A 20,159-nucleotide genomic window follows, 5' to 3' on the forward strand; every position below is an offset into this window, starting at 1 on the left:
GTTAACATTTTATAGTATAATATTGTATGTTTCTGCAAATAGGGAGAAGTGAAACTGGTATAAGTGAGGGGATACTTACAAATATCGGGATAAATGAAAAAGCGCTGTGATTACAGCGCTTTTTCATCTAGATTTTTTTGTACAGAATCTGTTTCCGTATCTTTAGATAAGAACCAACCACCAATAGCGATTCCAACTAGTACAATCCAGAATCCAATCTTCCATGGAGCTGATTCTGGGAAACTATGTGGAATAACATTTAAAGCAGGATGCGCTAGCGTATAAATTGCTAGTTTTACACCAACCCAACCAACAATTAAGAATGCAGCAGTTTCTAGACCAGGTTTGCGTTTTAATATTTGTACGAAAGCGGATGCTGCAAATCGCATGATGATTAAGCCTATAATACCGCCTGCTAAAATAACAAGGAACTGCCCAGTGTCAAGTCCACCAATTGTACCTAAGTTTGTTTTTGGTAAAGTCATTGCTAATGCAACAGCAGCTAAAATAGAATCAACAGCAAATGCAATATCAGCAACTTCAACTTTAAATACAGTCCACCAAAAATTTTCTTGTTTTTTCTTTTCTTCTTTTTCTTCAGAATCTTCATGTGTATTCTTTTTTACGTATGTCTTGAATAAATGGTTCGCAGCGATAAATATTAAGTAAATCGCACCAATAGCCTGAACTTGCCATACATCAACCAGTTTTGCAATAAGGAAAAGAGATCCAAAACGGAAAACAAAGGCTCCTGCTAATCCATAAAATAATGCTTTTTTACGTTTTTCTTCTGGTAAATGTTTTACCATAATTGCAAGAACAAGCGCGTTATCGGCTGCTAAAATCCCCTCTAGTGCAATTAAAATAAGTAATACCCAACCATACTCCAATAATAATGATACATCCATGTACATTCTCCTCTCATTTATATAACTTCTAAACAAGTGAAGAAATTTCCACACTGTTTAGTTTCCCCATACTCCAGCCTATCAATGGTGGGATAATCTGGAAAAGAATACAAAAAAGACCTCTGCCGTTGATAGGCAAAGGTCTTGCTAGACATATGTAATGAAAATGCCAACAAAGCCGGAAGAACATAGTTCTACGTAATGACGACTTTGTTTCCAAGAATAAAGTCTTGGACGCTACTCCCCTTTGGAGATATGCTATTGTATTTTCATTATATGGGTAATCTAAAGGTTTGTCAACCTGTTAAAATGTCTTCGTTTGGATACTTTACCTTTTTTTGTTTTTTACGAGCGAAAGAAAAAGCCAATGTTAAGGGACCCATTTTTCCAAAAAACATCATAAATATAATAGTTAACTTTCCAATCACTGTTAAGTTTGGAGTGAGTCCCATACTTAGGCCGACAGTCCCAAATGCAGAAAATACTTCAAAGGCACTATTTAAAAGGGGGACTTGTTCGGTGATGCTTAAAATTAAAATGGCAAGAAAGATAAATAAGATTGAAATAACTGTAATTGCCAATGATTTCACAATAAGAGTATCTTTAATTGATTTTTTGAAAATAACCATATCATCTTGCTCTTGTAAAAATTTAAGTACGCCTAATAACATGATCAAAAAAGTTGTTAATTTAATGCCTCCTCCTGTTGAAGCACTGCCGGCTCCAATAAACATGAGTAGCATCATTAATATAAGAGAGGGTTTTGTTAATTGAGCTATGTCCACTGTGTTAAATCCTGCTGTACGTGTAGAAATGGCTTGGAAATAAGCGGCTACTCCCTCTTCGAAAGGTGTAAACCCTTTCATAGAAAAAGGATTATGAAATTCAAATATGAAGATTAAAATTGTAGCCACTATATTTATGATAAGAGTAGAAGATAGCATAATTTTAGAATGTAAGGTGAGACTTTTAAAGCTTCTTTTTCTCTTTATATCGATTATGACGGTGAAACCTATTCCGCCTAAAATAATAAGAGAAGAGATGACTACATTCACAAGAATACTGTGAGATTGAGACATTAAATTATCGTTCCAAATAGAAAAACCGGCGTTGTTAAATGCAGAAATAGAATGAAAAAAACTGTAATAGATTCCTTTGGAAAAACCGTATTTTGGAATCCATTCAAATGCAAGTAGAAAGGCGGCGATGCATTCAATGGTAAAAGAAAATAAGAATAATGATTTTGCAAGGTGGATGATACCACCGATATTTGTTTGGTTTAAAGCTTGTTGTAGTAAAATTCGATTTTGGAGTCCAATTTTTCGACCCAGCATAATCGCAATGAATATAGCGAAGCTCATAATGCCAAGTCCTCCAACTTGTATGAGTGTTAAAATGACAAGTTGACCAAATAGGGTGAACACTTTTCCCGTATCTACAACACCTAATCCTGTAACAGTAAATGCAGAAACTGTTGTAAATAAGGCATCTAACCAAGAAATTGAAGTTGTAGTAGCGATAGGGAGTTTTAATAGGAGTGTCCCGATAATGGATAGTGCAATAAAAGATAAAGTAAGTACACGTGGGGGACTCATCCCAATATTAATCCGTTTCATATCATACACCTTTCCTTTTTATTTTCTATTTGTAGTATGTGAAAAAGGAATACGATGTATGTTGAAAAGAAAAAGAGGCAGAATATATCTGCCTCAAATCCATTGTTATATGGTTATCCACGTAATTGTTGTTGTGCTAAGGAAACAAGGCGTTTTGTTACTTCGCCACCAACAGATCCATTAGAGCGAGATGCTGTATTAGAGCCTAAGCTTACACCAAATTCTTGTGCAATTTCGTATTTAAATTGTTCTAGCGCTTGTTCAGCACCTGGAACGAGTAGTTTATTTGTTTTTGCCATTGGTAAACACATCCTTATTTAGAATCCAGTTTATCTTATTTTTGCGAGGGAGGAAGAAATAGCAACTCTCTCTATAAGCTGGTATCGTTATTGTATGTGTTATATGCCTGCTCATACACGGAAGTAATCGGAGGGATTAGAAGTTCTTGGATATAAAAAAAGAGTAGCAAATTAGCTACTCTTTTTTCAGTATAGTTGCTGTACCTTCAACGACTATGTCGTTTACTTGATTATATACATTCGTTTGCAATGTAATGATTTTTTTATCATCACGTTTTTTTATAACTTCTGCGACTACACGCAATGTGTCACCAATTTTTACAGGTGCACGAAATGAAACATTTTGTGATAAATAAATTGTATTTTTTCCAGGTAATTTTGTTCCAAGGATGGTAGAGATAAAACTTGAGACAAGCATACCGTGGGCAATACGTTCTTTAAATATCGTTGTTTTTGCAAAAGAATCTAAAATATGAATAGGATTTACATCTCCAGTTAATTTTGCAAAAGTAATAATATCTTCATCAGTAATTGTTTTCGTTAACGATGCTTGATCGCCAACTTGAATCTCATTGTAATGAAGCTCCTGAACAGACTGTGCTTCTTGAAATGGATTCATGTTTTCCTCCTTCTTTTCCATACCGAAAAATGTAAGCCATCTTGATGTAATGGGAGGAAGAAAGAGCATGGTTTGCCTAGCAGTAAGCTGCCACATTTTCCTTACTTGATGGAAGTAAATAGATTTTTTGAGTTTTCCTCGAACTTTTTTGCGAGTTCCAGTTGTGTGGATTTGAACTCTTCCAAAAAACTTTCCAATTGTTTTTGAACCTCGTCCCGCTGAAGTTGTTGTTGCTCGATAAATTGTTTTGTTGTTTCTTCAAACTGACCGCTTGTTTGAGTAAGAATAGACAAAGATGTTTTTGTTGGAGATACAGTAAGCTGATGAATATGGTTAGAAAGTTCGTTCCACTTTCCTTGCCATTCGTTAATTTGTTCATTTAGGGCGTTGCCTGTGAATTGCTTTACGTATTCCGTATATTGGCTGTTCAATTGAGCAGTGAATTGTTGAAGTTCTTTTTCAAGTTCATCTGCTCCTGCTGTTAATTTATGCAAAGCATCTTGCTGTTGTTTTAATGTTTCTAAAGTAAGTTGTTCCAATTGTTTCCCTGCTGAAGAGAAGAGGGAAAGAGAATGTGACCAGTTCTTCCAAAATGCATCGACAATTTCGTATGGCTTAGTTTCCATGGTTTGACCTCCAAATATTTTTTTGCATATTGTGAACGCAGATTATTCTGCTGTACCACCAGGTGAAGATGAAGATTTTTTTTCATCCTTTTCTGGAGAAGTAGAAAATGGAAAGAATGCATTGGTATATAACGTGAAAAATGTCCGCAGCATATTCTGATAATGTTCAAAAGAGGTAGCGCATGTTGTTAAATATTGCTCTCCATATTCTGTTAAAGAATAAATTCGTTTTGCGGGCCCTCCTTCACTTGTATCCCAAGTAGAAGAAATAAGATTTTCTTTTTCTAATTTGCGTAAGGTTCTATAAACATTACCTTGATCAACAGAAGAAAAGCCGATGTCCATTAGCATTTGAATCAGTTTGTAACCATGAAGACTCCAGTCTTTTAGACAGAGAAGTAAGAAGGGAACTAAGAAGTTTTTTGGCATGGAGTTTGGTTGTTTCGCTTGGTTTTTTTCCAAACTTTCTTGTTGTTCTGGTTCATTATGTAGCATGATTGTACATCACCTCATGAATCAGTTAGATGGAATTTTTTTCTTATAAGTGCAATTTACACCTATCTGTTTTTAATGTCAATACATTTGTTAGAATATAGAAAAAAATAAAATACAGACTTGAAGTTTTATTCAGAATATTAGAAAATAGTGAATAGGTTGAATTGTTTCAAATACAAATAAGGGAGTGTAGGAGAAGTGATTGATCAAAAATTTGATCCACTACAAGCATGGAAAGAAGTTTATGAACAGACTGAAACATTTTGGGGAAAAGCGCTCAATGAAACAATTAAAACAGAAGAGTATTCTGCTTGGATGGGAAGCGTTCTAGATTTGAACTTGTTTTATCAGAAGATAGTAAATGATACAACAAAGGGATATTTAGAAAAAGTGAACATGCCAACTCAAGAAGATATTGCGAGAGTAGCTACACTCGTTATTAACTTGGAAAATAAAGTTGATAACATCGAAGAATTTTTGGAAGAAAAAGCAGATTCTCTAGGACAATCTCCTACGCTAAAACGCGATGTAACAAAAGTGAAACAAGACATTCGTACATTAGAAAATAAAGTTGACAAAATTTTAGAATTACTTGAAAAACAAAATGAAGTACTAGCAAAATTACAAGAACCTGTGAAAGAAGCAGTGAAAGCACCGGCGAAACCGGAAAATAAAAAGTGATGAAAAAACGCGTTGTTTAGCTGTTTCAAAAGGGAAGGGAGAACCGCTTTTGGAACTGTAAAAACGACAGGAAATAGTTTGTATGTAGAAAATCGTTATATAAATATCAACGTGATTTATTTACAGCATTCACAAATTCAATCAAGGGGGAATAGAAATGGTTCAATTAAACGGTAAAGTAGCAATCGTAACAGGTGGAGCAAAAGGGATTGGTAAAGCGATTACAGTAGCGTTAGCAAAAGAAGGGGCAAAAGTTGTTATTAACTACAATAGCAGTAAAGAGGCAGCAGAAAATTTAGTGAATGAATTAGGAACAGAAGGCCATGATGTATATGCAGTTCAAGCAGATGTTTCTAAGTTAGAAGATGCGAAGCGTCTTGTGGATGAAGCGGTAAATCATTTTGGGAAAGTAGATATTCTTGTTAATAACGCTGGTATTACAAGAGATCGTACATTTAAAAAGTTAAACCGTGAAGATTGGGATCGTGTAATTGATGTGAATTTAAGCAGTGTATTTAATACAACGAGTGCTGCACTTCCTTACATAAATGAATCAGAAGAAGGTAGAATCATTAGTATTTCTTCTATTATTGGACAAGCTGGTGGATTTGGACAAACAAACTATTCAGCAGCAAAAGCTGGTATGTTAGGTTTTACAAAATCATTAGCGTTAGAACTTGCAAAGACAAATGTAACAGTGAATGCGATTTGCCCAGGATTTATCGATACAGAAATGGTAGCAGAAGTACCAGAAGATGTACGTCAAAAAATTGTTTCTAAGATTCCAAAGAAACGTTTCGGACAAGCGGATGAGATTGCGAAGGGTGTTGTATATCTGTGCCGCGATGGAGCGTATATCACGGGTCAACAATTAAATATTAACGGCGGATTATATATGTAATGAAGCAAGAAGAAGGTGCATATCCATAGCAGGAGTGCACTTCTTTCTTGAAAAAGGAAATCCATCAAAAAGGAGATAGGAAAATGACTACATTCGTAACAGAATGGGAAAAACAATTGGAACTATACCCAGAAGAATATCGAAAAGCATATCGTCGTTTTAAAAGAGCGAGTGAAGTTCTGCTGCGTGAACCAGAGCCACAAGTTGGTCTAACACCAAAAGAAGTTATTTGGACTAAAAATAAAACGAAGCTTTATCGTTACATTCCAAAGCAGGAAAAAACTCATTCGGTTCCAATTTTATTAATCTATGCGTTAATTAATAAACCATATATTATGGATTTGACACCAGGAAATAGCTTGGTGGAATATTTAGTAGATCGTGGTTTTGATGTGTATATGCTGGATTGGGGCACATTTGGTTTAGAAGATAGTCATTTGAAATTTGATGATTTCGTGTTTGATTATATAGCAAAAGCAGTGAAGAAGGTAATGCGAACGGCAAAATCGGACGAGATTTCTTTACTTGGGTATTGTATGGGTGGTACGCTAACGTCCATTTATGCAGCACTTCACCCTCATATGCCAATTCGTAATTTAATTTTCATGACAAGTCCGTTCGATTTCTCTGAAACAGGATTATATGGTCCATTATTAGATGAAAAATATTTTAATTTAGATAAAGCTGTAGATACATTCGGAAATATTCCACCGGAAATGATTGATTTTGGAAATAAAATGTTAAAGCCAATTACAAACTTTGTCGGTCCATATGTCGCTTTAATGGATCGTTCAGAAAATGAGCGCTTTGTAGAGAGCTGGAAGCTCGTCCAAAAATGGGTCGGTGATGGAATTCCATTTCCAGGTGAATCATACCGGCAATGGATTCGCGACTTTTATCAAAACAATAAATTAGTTAAAGGTGAGCTCGTAATTCGAGGACAAAAGGTAAACCTTGAAAATATCAAGGCTAATGTTTTAAATATCTCCGCGAAGCGTGATCACATTGCATTGCCATGTCAAGTAGAAGCATTACTTGATCATATTTCTAGTACGGACAAACAATATGTGTGCTTGCCGACAGGGCATATGTCAATTGTATATGGCGGAACGGCTGTGAAACAAACATATCCAACAGTTGGCAATTGGCTTGAAGAACGCTCTAATTAAAATACACCAGTGATTAGTGATCAGTTATATACGAATTCAACAGGAATTCCAACTAGTATAAGCTAGTTGGAATTTTTTTTTTGAAATGACGAAAAATAGAAGGAGGAAATTTAATTTTAGGAGTATAGTTATGAAACTAACATTAGGGAAGTTGTTTTGGAATGAAGAAGCTTGTATGCCTTGTTATCCGCTATTAGAAAATGATATGATATGTGATGTGTTGATTGTGGGGAGCGGTGAAACGGGTGCTCATATTGCATATTTTTTAACATCGTTAGGAATGAAAGTTATATTAATTGATAAACGAAAAATTGCAAATGGGAGCACACTTGCGAATACAGGAATACTCCAATTTGCTCATGATAAATCATTAACTTCTATGATTCATACATTTGGTGAAAAAAAAGGGGTGCGTACTTATAAGCTTTGCTATGAAGCATTGCAAACATTAGAACAAGTGGTTCCCATGTTAGATATTAATCCTTACTTTATTCCAAAACGAAGCCTATATTATGCGAGTCAAAATGAAGATGTTGTATTTCTTCAACAAGAATATCGCACATTAAAACGTCATGGGTTTCCTGTTGAATATTTTACAGAATCTGATATTAAGAAGCGATACTCTTTTACAAAGCCAGCGGCATTATATACACGAGGGGATGCAGAAGTAAATCCATATCTGTTAGCACATGGTCTTATACATAAAGCAAAGCAATTCGGAGCTGCTATATTTGAAAATACAGAGGTTATGCATATTAAACCTTTTCAAAAAGATTTAGTTTGTTATACAAAAACAGGTAAGAAAATTGTAGCAAAAACAGTTATTATGGCTACAGGATATGAAATACCCTTTGGCAAAAAGGAAGCAAATATAGCAGTAGATACATCCTATGCCATTGTTACAAATGAACAAGCGCATTTTGATGGATGGCACGAACAATCATTAATTTGGGAAACTGCTCGTCCATATCTGTATTTTCGTACTTACAAGAATCGAATTCTTTTAGGTGGATTGGATGAAGCAATGAAACTTCAGAAGGTTGGAGATACGAAGTTATTGCATAAACGAGATCTGCTTACTAAAATGATACGGGAGATGTTCCCGAATTTTAAAGATGTACAAGCCGAATATTATTGGGCTGCTACATTTTGTGGAAGTCATGATGGACTTCCTATTGTAAAAGAAGATGAAAAAATCCCTAATTTATATTATGCATTACCTTACGGGGGAAATGGGACAGTTTATGGAATGGTATTTGCAAAGTTATTTCAGCAGTTATTTACAAATAAAGAAATCAGTGATTTTTCTTTATTTAATCGATAGAAAAAGGTAGCGAAGTGATGGAATGAGAGATATAAAGAAATTTTTACAAAGATTACGTCCAGTGCAGCTTATTGTTTTGTTTTATTTCATAGCAGTAATTGTTTCGGTAATCTTATTAAGTTTACCATTTGTTATTAAACCTAGTGTGAAGTGGACGTTTATAGATGCACTATTCACATCAGTTAGTGCTGTAAGTGTTACTGGGCTTTCAGTAGTTTCTATTCCTGATACGTTTACTACAAGCGGCATTATTATTTTAGCGCTTGTATTACAATTAGGCGGTTTAGGGATTATGGCGCTTGGTACATTTGTTTGGATGATAACGGGTCGGAAAATCGGTTTGCAGCGCAGGCGATTAATTATGGCAGACCATAATCAAGGGAATTTATCAGGGCTTGTTGAACTGATGCGATCTATTTTGATTTTGATTATTTCGATAGAAATAGTTGGGGCGCTTCTCTTAGGAACGAGGTTTTTGCTGTATTTTCCGACTTGGGAAGAAGCATATTTTCACGGTTTTTTTGCTGCTGTTAGTGCAACAACGAATGGTGGATTTGATTTAACAGGTCAATCACTTATTCCATATCAAAAAGACTATATTGTACAAATTATTCATATGCTGCTCATTATTTTAGGGGCAATTGGATTCCCTGTACTAATGGAAGTAAAACAGTACTTAAGCAAGAAAAAACATCAACTATTTCGTTTTTCTTTATTTACAAAATTGACGACAACAACATTCTTTGCCCTTGTTATTGTTGGAACGATTGTGATTTTTTTATTGGAACGAAATCAATTTTTAGTAGGGAAATCATGGCATGAAACGATATTTTATACACTGTTTCAATCTGTAACAACGAGAAGTGGTGGATTAGCGACAATGGATATACGTGATTTATCACAGCCAACATTGTTATTTATGAGTGTTTTAATGTTTATCGGTGCTTCTCCAAGTTCAGTTGGGGGAGGCATACGTACGACGACGTTTGCCGTAAATATTCTTTCCTTATATGCATTTGCAAAAGGTAGTAGAACGGTACGTGTTTTTAAACGTCAATTGCATGAGGAAGACATCTTAAAAGCATCTGTAGTTATGACTATGGGGATTTTATTATGTGTTACAGCGTTATTTGTTTTATCAATGACTGAGAATGCAACATTTATGAGTTTAATTGTTGAAGTGTGTTCTGCATTTGGAACGACTGGCTTGTCAACAGGTATTACTTCTGAATTAACAACTGTTGGAAAACTTGTATTAATTGTACTTATGTTTATTGGGCGTGTTGGGATTTTAACATTTATTTTAGCGAGTGGTGGAAGAGAACAGCCTCCTCGTTATAAATACCCAAAAGAAAGAATTATTATTGGATAATTAAAAGCCGTTCTACCTGTAAAGGTAGAACGGCTTTTAATCGTTAATGCCAAATTGGGGATGCATAAATGAATCGTCGGTGTTGTCTGTTTTGTTTTTTAGTAATTCTTGATTTTCTTCTGAAATCCATCCAATATCATTTGTTGGATGAATCCACTCTTTCCCGGCCATGATGGCTGGGTCAATCTCATCACTCCAATTATTAAGTGGGCTATTTGTAGAATTGTATTTACTATCTCCAATTACAACATTATATTGATTGATAAAAGGCTGCTGCATTTGTTTTCCTGTTCCTTTAAAGGATGGAAAATTCATTTGATGTGGAAGTGTTTCATCTAAAATAGGTGAATGAATCTTTTGTTTTTTTGTCAAAGCGCTCGTTCCTTCTTTATTATAGTGAGAAATGTAAATGATTTGTTCACATGTATTGTTTCCATATATACCTTGCTTTGTACTTGTTAACACTTCCCAGCAATAATTTTTGAATGTTTTCTCAAACTAATATGGAAAGTCATAAGTTTATTACAGTGAGAGAAGGTAAAATGGATGGTAAAACGAAAAGTAAAACAGCATGCGGCAATCAATCATAATAAAACACCAAAAGAAAGTCTACCAGATGCAGAATTTGCGGTAGAGTATGAAAATGAAAATCCAGCGAAATATGCAAATCGTAATTCGAAAAAAGGTAAGCAAAAGTGAGGCGTTTTTACAAACGCTTCATTTTTTTGTGGAATTTTTAAGGCTTTTTTAATTATTTGTAAATTTCATGCTTTTTATTGGCTGAAAAATGTGAAAAAACATTGAAGTAGCAATGTATCACACAAAAACAAACAACAAACAAAAGATTAATGTTGGTTTAATACTGCTTTTACACTTGTTGTTTATATTGGAATTGTACATAAGAAAATTAAAAGGAGAGAGAAACAGTGAAAAAAACATTCTTTAAAGCTGTAACAACCGCGGTAGTATTTTCCTTACTAATGGGATGTGGTGCTAAGAAAGAAGAAACGGCGGAAGCGAAAGATGCCAAATTGTCTGGATCATTAACAGTTTACACAGCAATTGAAGAAGAACTTGTACCAATTTATCTTGATTCTTTTAAAAAGAAATACCCAGATGTGAAGTTAAATATTGTTCGTGATTCAACGGGAGTTATTACAGCGAAATTGTTAGCAGAAGGAAAAAACACACAAGCAGATGTTGTATGGGGAACGGCAGCTTCTAGTCTTCTGGCTTTAGAAAAGAAAGAAATGTTAAAAGACTATTCTCCAAAAGGGGTAGATCGTGTACTTTCGCAATTTAAAGATGATAAAAAACCAGAAAAATGGGTTGGAAATACAGCATTTATGACAGGGATTGCTGTTAATAAAGAGGAATTAAAAAAGAAAAATTTACCGATGCCAACATCTTATGAAGATTTAACAAAACCAGAATATAAAGGAACACTTGTAATGCCGCATCCAGCTTCATCTGGAACAGGGTTTTTAACAGTATCTGCATGGCTACAAATTATGGGAGAAGATAAGGGCTGGGATTACATGAGGAAACTGCATGATAATATCGCAACTTATACGCACTCTGGTTCAAAACCGGCAAAATTAGCAGGTGCTGGGGAATATCCATTGGGTGTATCTATGATTTATAGCGGTTTAAAAGAAAAACAAAAAGGTGCACCAATTGAAGTTGTCTTGCCAAAAGAAGGATTGGGCTGGGAAGTAGAAGCGAATGCATTAATTAAGAAAGATAATGCGAAAAACGATAAGCTTGCTAAAGCATTTTTAGATTGGGCAATTACAGATGATGTTATGAAGCTATATTTTGAGAAAAATGGATTTGCAACGATTAAAAATGATTATAAACTGCCAGATGGATTCCTAAAAGATGTAACAGATAAGTTATATAAGAATAATGATTTTAAATGGGCAGCTGAAAACCGCAATAAAATTTTAGAGCGTTGGGAAAAAGAGTTTGGTCAAAAAGCAGAATCGAAAAAGTAAGTGGGAGAGAGAAAAATGAGCGAATATTTATCAATTCAACACATTCAAAAACAGTTTGATACATTTACGGCGTTAAAAGATATTTCTTTCACAGTACAAAAGAATGAGTTTGTTTGTTTACTTGGTCCAAGTGGTTGCGGGAAAACAACATTACTTCGTATTTTGGCTGGTTTAGAAGAGCCAACAGCAGGGAGTATAGCTGTTAATGGAAAAGATATCACAGCATTGCCACCTGGAAAAAGAAATTTAGGTATGGTTTTTCAATCGTATGCGTTATTTCCAAACTTAACAGCACTTGAAAATATTGAATATGGTTTGAAAACGAAGAAGTATTCCAAAACGGAAGTAAAAGAGAAAGCAATAGAAGCATTAGAGCTTGTTGATTTGTTGAATGTGAAAGATAAATATCCTGCTCAAATGTCTGGTGGTCAACAGCAGCGAGTAGCACTTGCACGTGCGCTCGCGCTGTCTCCGGATATTCTATTGCTTGATGAGCCACTTTCAGCACTAGATGCAAAAGTGCGTGAGAAATTGCGCAGGGAAATGCGTGAGTTGCAAGAAAAGGTAGGAGTTACAACAATTATGGTGACACATGATCAAGAAGAGGCATTAACGATGGCGGATAAAATTGTTGTAATGAATCATGCGGAGATTATGCAGATTGGAACACCTCAAGAGATTTATCAAAAACCGGCGAATCCGTTCGTTGCAGATTTTATTGGTTCTATTAATTTCTTTTCTGAGAATGACAAGAAACAAGCAATTCGCCCAGAACATGTAGTAATTGTACAAAATAATGGAATGAAAACAATTGTAGAAAATATGGAATTTCGAGGATCTGTATACCGGACAGAAGTACGTGTAATAGAGGAAAAAACACATCTTTATAATGAGCGAATTGTTGTGGACATATTAGCATCAGTGGCAGAACAGGCTTGTATTCGAAAAGGAAAGCCACTTCAAATTTCTTTTTCAGAAAATCATATGCTGTCATATGGAAAGAAGGTCATTGTATAGATGGAAATGCTAGAAAACTATAAAGCAGAGGCTTCTAAAAAAACAGTTAAGAGAAGTATCGGGAAAGAAGAGTGGCTACAAAGGTTGTTAATTGTCAGTATGCTTCTTGCATTTCTCGTAATGCTTGTATTGCCACTACTACAATTGTTTACACAAGCTTTCTATGATAAAGATGGTGCTTTTGTTGGTTTTGCGAATTTTAGTAAATATTTCACGACGCCAACCCTCGTTCAGTCTTTGCAGAATACCGCATGGGTTTCGGGAATTACGACGATTATCTCAGTTACATTAGCGTTTGCTTATGCATATGCGATAGCGCGTACGAATGTTTTTGGTAAACGCCTGTTTCAGTACATAGCGCTATTGCCGTTATTTGCACCAACGATGATGCATGGTATTGCGCTCACGTACTTGTTTGGTAACCAAGGACTAGTAACAAAAGGGCTATTTGGTTTATTTGAAGGATTCCACATTCCACTATATGGACCTGTTGGCATTACAATTGCTGAGGTTATTTATACATTTCCACAAGCGTTTCTTATTTTGTTAATTGCTTTTCAAGGTTCAGATTATCGTCTATACGAAGCATCAAATATGCTAGGTGCAGGCAAAGTAAAGCAATTTTTTACTGTTACTTTACCTGGTGTGAAATATGGATTAATTAGTGCGATGTTTGTCGTGTTTACACTAAGTTTTACTGATTTTGGGGCTCCTAAAATTGTAGGAGGACAATACAATGTACTTGCAACGGACGTATATAAGCAAGTGATTGGACAACAAAATATGCCGATGGGTGCGACTGTCGGAATGATCCTGTTAATTCCAGCTATATTCGCATTTGCAGTGGATCGGATTACCCAAAGGAAACAAGCAAACTTTTTATCTTCAAAAGCGGTACCATATCGAATTACGACAAATAAAAAAAGAGATGCGATTTCATTCGTATATTGTAGTGTTATTACTCTTATGATCATTCTTTTATTTGTTGCAGTTGGTGTCGCTGCAAGTGTAAAAGTATGGCCATATAACATGACATTTACACTGGAACACTTTAACTTCTCAAGTTTAACAGGAGATGGCATTGAGGCGTTTAAAAATAGTGTAATTGTTTCAGCAGTCACAGCGGTTATTGGAGCCATTCTAACATTTGCATTTGCGTATGCAATTGAAAAGATTCAGCAGCTAGAATTTTTTAGAAAAGTAGGTTACTTTTTCTCCATTGTACCACTTGCTATTCCAGGGTTAGTACTGGGACTTGGATACGTTTTTTTCTTTAGTCAACCTACCATTCAATTTTTTTGGTGGGAAGTAACAAATCCATTTCACCCTTTGTATGGTACGATCGCGGTTCTTGTACTTGTGAATATTATTCACTTTTATGCTGTAACCTTTGTTACAGCAACGACTGCACTAAAGAAACTAGATCGAGAATTTGAGCTTGTTTCACAATCAATGGGAATTCCTTTTTATAAAACGTTTTTCCGGGTTACAGTACCGATGTGCTTACCAGCGATTTTAGAAATGGTGATGTACTATTTTGTAAATTCAATGGTAACAGTATCGGCAGTTGTTTTCTTATATGCAGCTGATTTTAAATTGGCGGCAGTTTCAATTGTAAATATGGATGATGCAGGAAACGTTGCGCCAGCAGCTGCAATGAGTGTGCTTATTGTTGTAACGAATATTGTAGTTAGAATTGTATATGAATGGGGAACAAAAGCCGTTCGGAATCGAACATCATTATGGCAAAAAAGATAAGAAGGGTGATGGGTAGGATGAAAATTGAAGCGGTTATTTTTGATTGGGCTGGTACAACAGTTGATTATGGATGTTTTGCGCCATTAGAAGTATTTATGGAGATTTTGCATAAACGGGGTGTCATAATTACGGCTGAAGAAGCACGGAAGCCAATGGGGTTATTAAAGATTGATCACGTTCGCGCATTAACAGAAGTGCCTCGTATTAGAGAAGAATGGAATCGGATTTTTGGACAATCACCCACTGGGGAAAATATTCAAGAGATGTATGAAGAGTTTGAAGAAATTCTCTTTACTATTTTACCACGCTATGCAACTCCGATTCCGGGAGTAAAAGATGTGATTGCATATTTACGTGACCAAGGTATTAAAATTGGTTCCACAACAGGTTATACAAGAGAGATGATGAAAATTGTTGCAAAAGAAGCAAAAGAGCTTGGGTATGAACCGGATTTTCTTATTACACCAGATGATGTTCCGGCAGGTCGTCCGTATCCATGGATGTGCTATAAGAATGCAATGAAGCTTGGGGTATATCCAATGAATCATATGGTGAAAGTTGGAGACACAGTGTCGGATATGCAGGAAGGAAAAAATGCAGGTATGTGGACAGTTGGTGTCATTCTTGGTAGTAGTGAACTAGGTTTAACGGAAGATGAAGTTGAAAGCATGGATCCAGTAGAACTTCGAGAAAAAATGGAAGTAGTTCGTAAACGTTTTATAGAAAATGGGGCTCACTATACGATAAAAACAATGCAAGAGTTACCAAAGGTAATTGAACATATCGAAGAACAAGAACTGATTATTTCATAAAAGGGGTATGGATCATGAGCGAAAAACACTATTTATTACTAACACCAGGACCGTTAACTACAACAAAAACTGTAAAAGAAGTTATGCTATATGATTGGTGTACATGGGACGCTGAATATAACACAATGGTACAAGAAGTAAGAAATCGTCTTGTATCATTAGCGACAAGGAAAACGGAACCTTATACAACGATTTTAATGCAAGGAAGTGGTACTTTCTCTGTTGAATCAGTTATTGGATCGGTAATTCCTAAAAATGGGAAACTTCTCATTTGTACAAATGGTGCCTATGGCAAGCGAATTGTACAGATGGCAGAGATGTTACAGATTGACGTTATTGTTAGTCAAACAGAAGAGTGGGAACCTACAAATCTTGTGGAAGTAGAAAAATTGTTACAACAAGATGGGGCGATTACTCACGTTGCTATTGTTCATTGTGAAACAACGACGGGTATCATAAATCCAATTGTAGATGTATGTCGCTTAGGGAAGCAATATGGAAAAGTTACGATTGTTGATGCCATGAGCAGTTTTGGTGGCATTGAAATGGATGTTGCAGATTTACAAATTGATTTTATGATTAGTAGTGCGAATAAATGTATTCAAGGTGTTCCTGGGTTTGGATTTGTGATTGCAAAGCGTGATGAATTAGTGAAGTGTAAGGGACAAGCTCGTTCTTTATCATTAGATCTCTATGATCAATGGGAAACGATGGAAGAGCAAAATGGAAAATGGCGTTTTACATCACCAACACATATTGTCCGTGCTTTCTATCAAGCTCTGCTTGAATTAGAAGAAGAAGGTGGTATTAAGGTACGTAATACTCGCTATCGTAATAACCAGAGAACCCTAGTAAATAGAATGCGAGAAGTTGGCTTTCAGTCATTAGTAGATGAAAGATATCAATCACCTATTATTACATCCTTTATTTATCCGGAAGAAGGTTTTGAATTTAATACACTATATAGTGTATTAAAAGAGCATGGATTTGTCATCTATCCAGGGAAAATTTCGAAAGTAGATACGTTCCGAATTGGAAATATTGGGGATGTTCATGAGGATGATATTAATCGATTAGTAGATAGTATTGCCAAAGGAGTTGTTATAGGATGAAAGTTTTTTGTTTAGGCGGAGCAGGTAAAATTTGTCGTGAAGCAATTTTAGACTTAGTTCGGTTTTCATCTTTCGAAACGATTACTGTTGCTGATTTTAATGAAGAAGAAGGGCGAAAAGTAGTAGCATGGCTGAACGATCCACGTGTTGATTTTGTGAAGGTAGATGTTACAAATCATGCGGACACGGTAGCGAAGATGAGAGGTTATGATATTGTTATGGATGGTACAACGATTAAATTAAATGGCCTATCTACTCGTTGTATTGCTGAGGCTGGATGTCACGGTGTGAATTTAAATGGTTTTGGTGAAGAGAATGATTCACATGATATATTTGTTCAAAATGGAAAAACTTGTTTACCTGGATTTGGTATGACGCCGGGTGTGACACAGATGATGGCAATGCATGCAGCAAATCAATTAGATACAGTGGAATCTGTACGTGTAAGTCATGGGTCTTATCGTCCAATTGCATTTTCAGCTTCAATAACAGAAACAACGACATATGAATATGATCCGAAGTTGCCAACGCGTACAGTATTTGAAGATGGTGAATTTAAACAAGTTCCTCCATTTGCGCGTCCGAGAGAAATCGAATTACCAGCACCTTACGGTAAAGCTGTGCAGTATATTATTCCGCACTCTGAAACAATCACTTTAGCTAAAGCGTTAAAAGATAAAGGTGTACAGCTGATTGAAACACGTGGAACTTGGCCGCAGCAAAATATGGAGCTTGTTCGATCTTTATATAATTATGGTATATTGCGTAACGACAAGATTGAAGTAAATGGTGCAAAGGTTGGCATTATGGATTGTATTTCAAAATATTTATTACAATCAAAAGAAGGGCAAGAAACCAAAGTTTATGGCTATGCTCTTCATGTAGAAGTAGTTGGTATGAAAAACGATCAGAAAAAGCGACATGTCTTATATCATACGCATCCTATCTCAGACGGATCTGTAGAAGGATGGGAGAACCTGAGAGCTTATACAAGAAATGTAGGTATTCCATTTGGAATTGCAACAGAGTTGATAGCGAAAGGGGAAGTGAACGGACAAGGTGTTGTAACACCTGAAGAGGCATTCCAAAATCCAAAAATTGTTTTTGATGAGTTAGAAAAACGTGGTATCCGTATCCATGAAGAAGTTTTTGTAGTAGAAGAAAACTATGATTTTGTATAAGTGAAACTTTCATTAGTCCATCCCAAGCATGAGCCCTCTGTATCTTCGGATTTTTGAGGTGGGATTTGTTTGCCGTATGAGCGAGATAGAGTGAAACTTTAATCAGTGAGGGCCTCATCCCCCACTGATTATTAGCCCTCACCAATCGGACTTTTACGGGCGGTTTATCTCCCACCTAACTTCTTTAGCTGTTGCTAAAGTTTGAGGTAGGGGTACTACTGCCCGCGAATAGCGGGATAAATGAGGTGAAGTTAATGTCTGTAGTAGGAGAAGAGAGAAAGCGTAGCATTATTGAAAAAGTGGAATTTAAAGGGAAAGTAAAGGTCTCAGAACTAGCAAGTGAGTTTTCGGTATCAACAGAAACAATTCGCAGATATCTAGAAGAACTTGACCGGGAAAAGAAATTAAAGAAAGTATATGGGGGAGCAGTTCAAATCCCTGGTTCTGGAATAGAACCTCCTATGTTAGAAAGAGAAATGCTATACATAGAAGAAAAGAAAAGGATTGGATATAAAGCAGCAACATTTGTAGAAGATGGAGATGTAATTGCGATTGATGATGGCAGTACGCCATTACAAATGGTTCCATATTTGATTCATAGAAAAAATCTAACGATCGTGACGAGTTCATTTCCTGTTGCAACACAATTAATTTCTTCTATTAATAAAAAAATGTTTGATGGTGAAGTGCTATTTATTGGGGGGAAAGTGTCCCCAAAACATTCTCGTGTATCAGGATCTATTTCACAGCAAGTTATTCGGCAATTTCATTTTCATAAGGCATTTGTCTCGATTGATGGATTGTTACCTAGCTTTGGAGTCTCAAGTTTTGAATTGGAAAAGGCGAAATTATCAGAAGCGATGGTTCAATTAGCAGAAAAAACATTTATTCTATGTGATCATACGAAGCTTGGGGTAAAAGGAAATTACCGAATTGCAGGTTTTTCTAAAATTCAACATGTGATTTGTGATAAAAAAATGCCGTATAGCTTTGAAGAAGCAGTTACAAAAAATAATATTCGCTGGACAATTAGCTAAATAGAAACATGTTATCCCGCTATTCGCGGGCAGTAATATTCCCATCTTACATTTCAATTGAGGCAATAAAGCTGCCTGTAAAAGCCAGATTCGTTTCATTAATAATCAGAGGGGGATGAAGCTTCTCACTGATTCAAATTTCACTTAATTTCCATTTTCAAGTATTGGTATTTTGTTCTTCTATGTGTAGAGAAGATAGTATAAATAAAAAGATTTGCATTTGTGCAAAAAGTGGACACTTTTTTCGGTTTCTTTCATATAATTTACTAATAGAAAAAAAGTTGCATGAAGGAAAGAGGGAGAGACGTGTCGGAACGTATATATAGTAAACTTATATTGTACGCAAATATATTGCAAAAGTTACGTGTAATTAATGAACAAGAAAAAAGTGAGATTCTGCAAATGATGAACAAAAAGGCCTTGTGAAAAGGTCTTTTTGTTTTGTTGCATGTGCCTATTTTTTAAGTGAATGGAGAAATCATATTGACAAAAAAACATTCTCATGTGATAATTCAATTAAATTTTTCGAATAATCAAAAAATACTTCTTTTACATAAAAATGAATGAATTATTATAGCGCTATTATCATGGAGGTGACGGAATGTTATTTTTTCTAAAAAAATGGAAAGAGTTGAAAGATATAAAAATGGAATTAGCTCTTCGGGATTGGTTTTATGGTACAAAAATTAGTTTATCCATGTGTACATCCAAAGAACCATTAACATTTCTAGTTAATATTGAAGGTAGAGATAAAGGGTTGTTTGCAGAAGAGGACTTTATTGTCGTTAATAATATGTGTGAACCCGTATTCGAAATCGATGAAAAACCAGCTGTTGAATCATTTATGCATGCAGATATTTATAAAAAAAGTAATGCGGAATGTATTTTGCAAGTTCAAACTGTAGATAGTCATTTAATGTCGGAGTTGTATGGAAAAGAAGGGAAAGTTACATTTGAAAAGCGTAGTGTAGAGCGTGTTTTTGGAAAAGAAGGAATTACAGATATCACTATCCCGATTGTAGAAAATGAAAAGAAATTTGCTGATTTATTGGAGAATCAAGTTCCGAATTTTGTAGAAAGTGGCGGTGCCGTACTCGTTCATAATTACGGAATGATTGTATGGGGAAGTGCTCCAGAAGAGACGAAGAAATGGTTAGAGGGCTTAGAATATTTAATGAACTATCACGTGAAATTATTGATGATTAAAGGAACGGAGAGTTCGGTTATGTAAATAA

At 35.5% G+C, this 20,159-nt stretch carries 21 protein-coding genes and 1 riboswitch; of the genes, 14 read left to right on the top strand and 7 right to left on the bottom strand.

The genetic code is table 11. The features are described 5' to 3' along the window. Positions 1-110: 110 nt before the first annotated feature. The 6 genes from AZF08_RS26275 to phaQ form a co-directional block, all read right to left on the bottom strand. Positions 111-908 (bottom strand): TerC family protein, encoded by a 798-nt coding sequence (locus tag AZF08_RS26275; RefSeq protein WP_033675368.1) that lies wholly within the window; start codon positions 906-908, stop codon positions 111-113. A gap of 80 nt (positions 909-988) precedes the next feature. Continuing rightward, a riboswitch (yybP-ykoY riboswitch) is annotated at positions 989-1,166 on the bottom strand. A gap of 38 nt (positions 1,167-1,204) precedes the next feature. Continuing rightward, positions 1,205-2,524: a TrkH family potassium uptake protein gene (locus AZF08_RS26280; protein ID WP_033675369.1), complete on the bottom strand. Its 1,320-nt coding sequence runs from the start codon at positions 2,522-2,524 to the stop codon at positions 1,205-1,207. A 113-nt stretch (positions 2,525-2,637) separates the two neighbouring features. Further along, positions 2,638-2,823 carry an alpha/beta-type small acid-soluble spore protein gene (locus tag AZF08_RS26285; RefSeq protein ID WP_033675371.1) on the bottom strand — a complete coding sequence of 62 codons (186 nt, stop codon included), beginning with the start codon at positions 2,821-2,823 and terminating at the stop codon, positions 2,638-2,640. Between the two features lie 175 nt (positions 2,824-2,998). Next, positions 2,999-3,442: a MaoC family dehydratase gene (locus AZF08_RS26290; RefSeq protein WP_033675372.1), complete on the bottom strand. Its 444-nt coding sequence runs from the start codon at positions 3,440-3,442 to the stop codon at positions 2,999-3,001. A 101-nt stretch (positions 3,443-3,543) separates the two neighbouring features. Then, positions 3,544-4,068 carry a polyhydroxyalkanoic acid inclusion protein PhaP gene (phaP, locus tag AZF08_RS26295; RefSeq protein ID WP_033675373.1) on the bottom strand — a complete coding sequence of 175 codons (525 nt, stop codon included), beginning with the start codon at positions 4,066-4,068 and terminating at the stop codon, positions 3,544-3,546. Between the two features lie 42 nt (positions 4,069-4,110). Beyond that, positions 4,111-4,563: a poly-beta-hydroxybutyrate-responsive repressor gene (gene phaQ / locus AZF08_RS26300; RefSeq protein WP_033675374.1), complete on the bottom strand. Its 453-nt coding sequence runs from the start codon at positions 4,561-4,563 to the stop codon at positions 4,111-4,113. Between the two features lie 198 nt (positions 4,564-4,761). Between phaQ and phaR the strand changes: the two genes are divergently transcribed. From phaR to AZF08_RS26325, 5 genes are all read left to right on the top strand, one after another. Next, positions 4,762-5,244 carry a polyhydroxyalkanoic acid synthase subunit PhaR gene (gene phaR, locus AZF08_RS26305; RefSeq protein ID WP_033675375.1) on the top strand — a complete coding sequence of 161 codons (483 nt, stop codon included), beginning with the start codon at positions 4,762-4,764 and terminating at the stop codon, positions 5,242-5,244. Between the two features lie 157 nt (positions 5,245-5,401). Beyond that, positions 5,402-6,145, top strand: a complete 744-nt coding sequence (locus AZF08_RS26310) for an acetoacetyl-CoA reductase (RefSeq protein ID WP_033675376.1) — start codon at positions 5,402-5,404, stop codon at positions 6,143-6,145. An 83-nt stretch (positions 6,146-6,228) separates the two neighbouring features. Beyond that, positions 6,229-7,314, top strand: a complete 1,086-nt coding sequence (phaC, locus tag AZF08_RS26315; RefSeq protein WP_033675378.1) for a class III poly(R)-hydroxyalkanoic acid synthase subunit PhaC — start codon at positions 6,229-6,231, stop codon at positions 7,312-7,314. A 130-nt stretch (positions 7,315-7,444) separates the two neighbouring features. Continuing rightward, entirely contained in the window at positions 7,445-8,638 is a 1,194-nt protein-coding gene (locus AZF08_RS26320; RefSeq protein ID WP_033675379.1) for an NAD(P)/FAD-dependent oxidoreductase, read from the top strand. A 22-nt stretch (positions 8,639-8,660) separates the two neighbouring features. Next, positions 8,661-10,010: a TrkH family potassium uptake protein gene (locus tag AZF08_RS26325; protein ID WP_033675380.1), complete on the top strand. Its 1,350-nt coding sequence runs from the start codon at positions 8,661-8,663 to the stop codon at positions 10,008-10,010. Positions 10,011-10,046: 36 nt separating this feature from the next. Here the strand turns inward: AZF08_RS26325 and AZF08_RS26330 are convergent, their stop codons facing one another. After that, complete coding sequence (locus AZF08_RS26330) at positions 10,047-10,382, bottom strand: DUF3905 domain-containing protein (RefSeq protein WP_033675440.1); 336 nt, start codon at positions 10,380-10,382, stop codon at positions 10,047-10,049. A 174-nt stretch (positions 10,383-10,556) separates the two neighbouring features. On the opposite strand from AZF08_RS26330, the gene AZF08_RS30970 reads away from it, so the two are divergent. The 9 genes from AZF08_RS30970 to AZF08_RS26380 all read left to right on the top strand — a co-directional run bounded on the left by AZF08_RS30970 (position 10,557) and on the right by AZF08_RS26380 (position 20,155). Continuing rightward, a complete protein-coding gene (locus AZF08_RS30970) occupies positions 10,557-10,709 on the top strand; it encodes a hypothetical protein (RefSeq protein WP_033675381.1) in 153 nt (50 codons plus the stop codon). 227 nt (positions 10,710-10,936) lie between these two features. Beyond that, positions 10,937-12,007 (top strand): putative 2-aminoethylphosphonate ABC transporter substrate-binding protein, encoded by a 1,071-nt coding sequence (locus AZF08_RS26340; protein WP_033675382.1) that lies wholly within the window; start codon positions 10,937-10,939, stop codon positions 12,005-12,007. Between the two features lie 15 nt (positions 12,008-12,022). Next, positions 12,023-13,024, top strand: coding sequence for a putative 2-aminoethylphosphonate ABC transporter ATP-binding protein (locus AZF08_RS26345; RefSeq protein ID WP_033675383.1), 1,002 nt, complete (start codon positions 12,023-12,025; stop codon positions 13,022-13,024). After that, positions 13,025-14,782 (top strand): putative 2-aminoethylphosphonate ABC transporter permease subunit, encoded by a 1,758-nt coding sequence (locus tag AZF08_RS26350; protein WP_033675384.1) that lies wholly within the window; start codon positions 13,025-13,027, stop codon positions 14,780-14,782. A gap of 17 nt (positions 14,783-14,799) precedes the next feature. Continuing rightward, positions 14,800-15,594 carry a phosphonoacetaldehyde hydrolase gene (gene phnX / locus AZF08_RS26355; RefSeq protein WP_033675385.1) on the top strand — a complete coding sequence of 265 codons (795 nt, stop codon included), beginning with the start codon at positions 14,800-14,802 and terminating at the stop codon, positions 15,592-15,594. A gap of 14 nt (positions 15,595-15,608) precedes the next feature. Next, entirely contained in the window at positions 15,609-16,706 is a 1,098-nt protein-coding gene (gene phnW / locus AZF08_RS26360) for a 2-aminoethylphosphonate--pyruvate transaminase (protein ID WP_033675386.1), read from the top strand. Beyond that, positions 16,703-17,887 carry a saccharopine dehydrogenase family protein gene (locus AZF08_RS26365; protein ID WP_033675387.1) on the top strand — a complete coding sequence of 395 codons (1,185 nt, stop codon included), beginning with the start codon at positions 16,703-16,705 and terminating at the stop codon, positions 17,885-17,887. The genes phnW and AZF08_RS26365 overlap by 4 nt, the downstream gene beginning before the upstream one ends. A gap of 254 nt (positions 17,888-18,141) precedes the next feature. Next, positions 18,142-18,924, top strand: a complete 783-nt coding sequence (locus AZF08_RS26370; protein WP_033675388.1) for a DeoR/GlpR family DNA-binding transcription regulator — start codon at positions 18,142-18,144, stop codon at positions 18,922-18,924. A gap of 601 nt (positions 18,925-19,525) precedes the next feature. Beyond that, positions 19,526-20,155: a class II aldolase/adducin family protein gene (locus tag AZF08_RS26380; RefSeq protein WP_033675389.1), complete on the top strand. Its 630-nt coding sequence runs from the start codon at positions 19,526-19,528 to the stop codon at positions 20,153-20,155. Positions 20,156-20,159: the final 4 nt, after the last annotated feature.

The sequence above is a fragment of the Bacillus gaemokensis genome (assembly GCF_001590835.1).
In the GTDB taxonomy this organism is placed as follows: domain Bacteria; phylum Bacillota; class Bacilli; order Bacillales; family Bacillaceae_G; genus Bacillus_A; species Bacillus_A gaemokensis.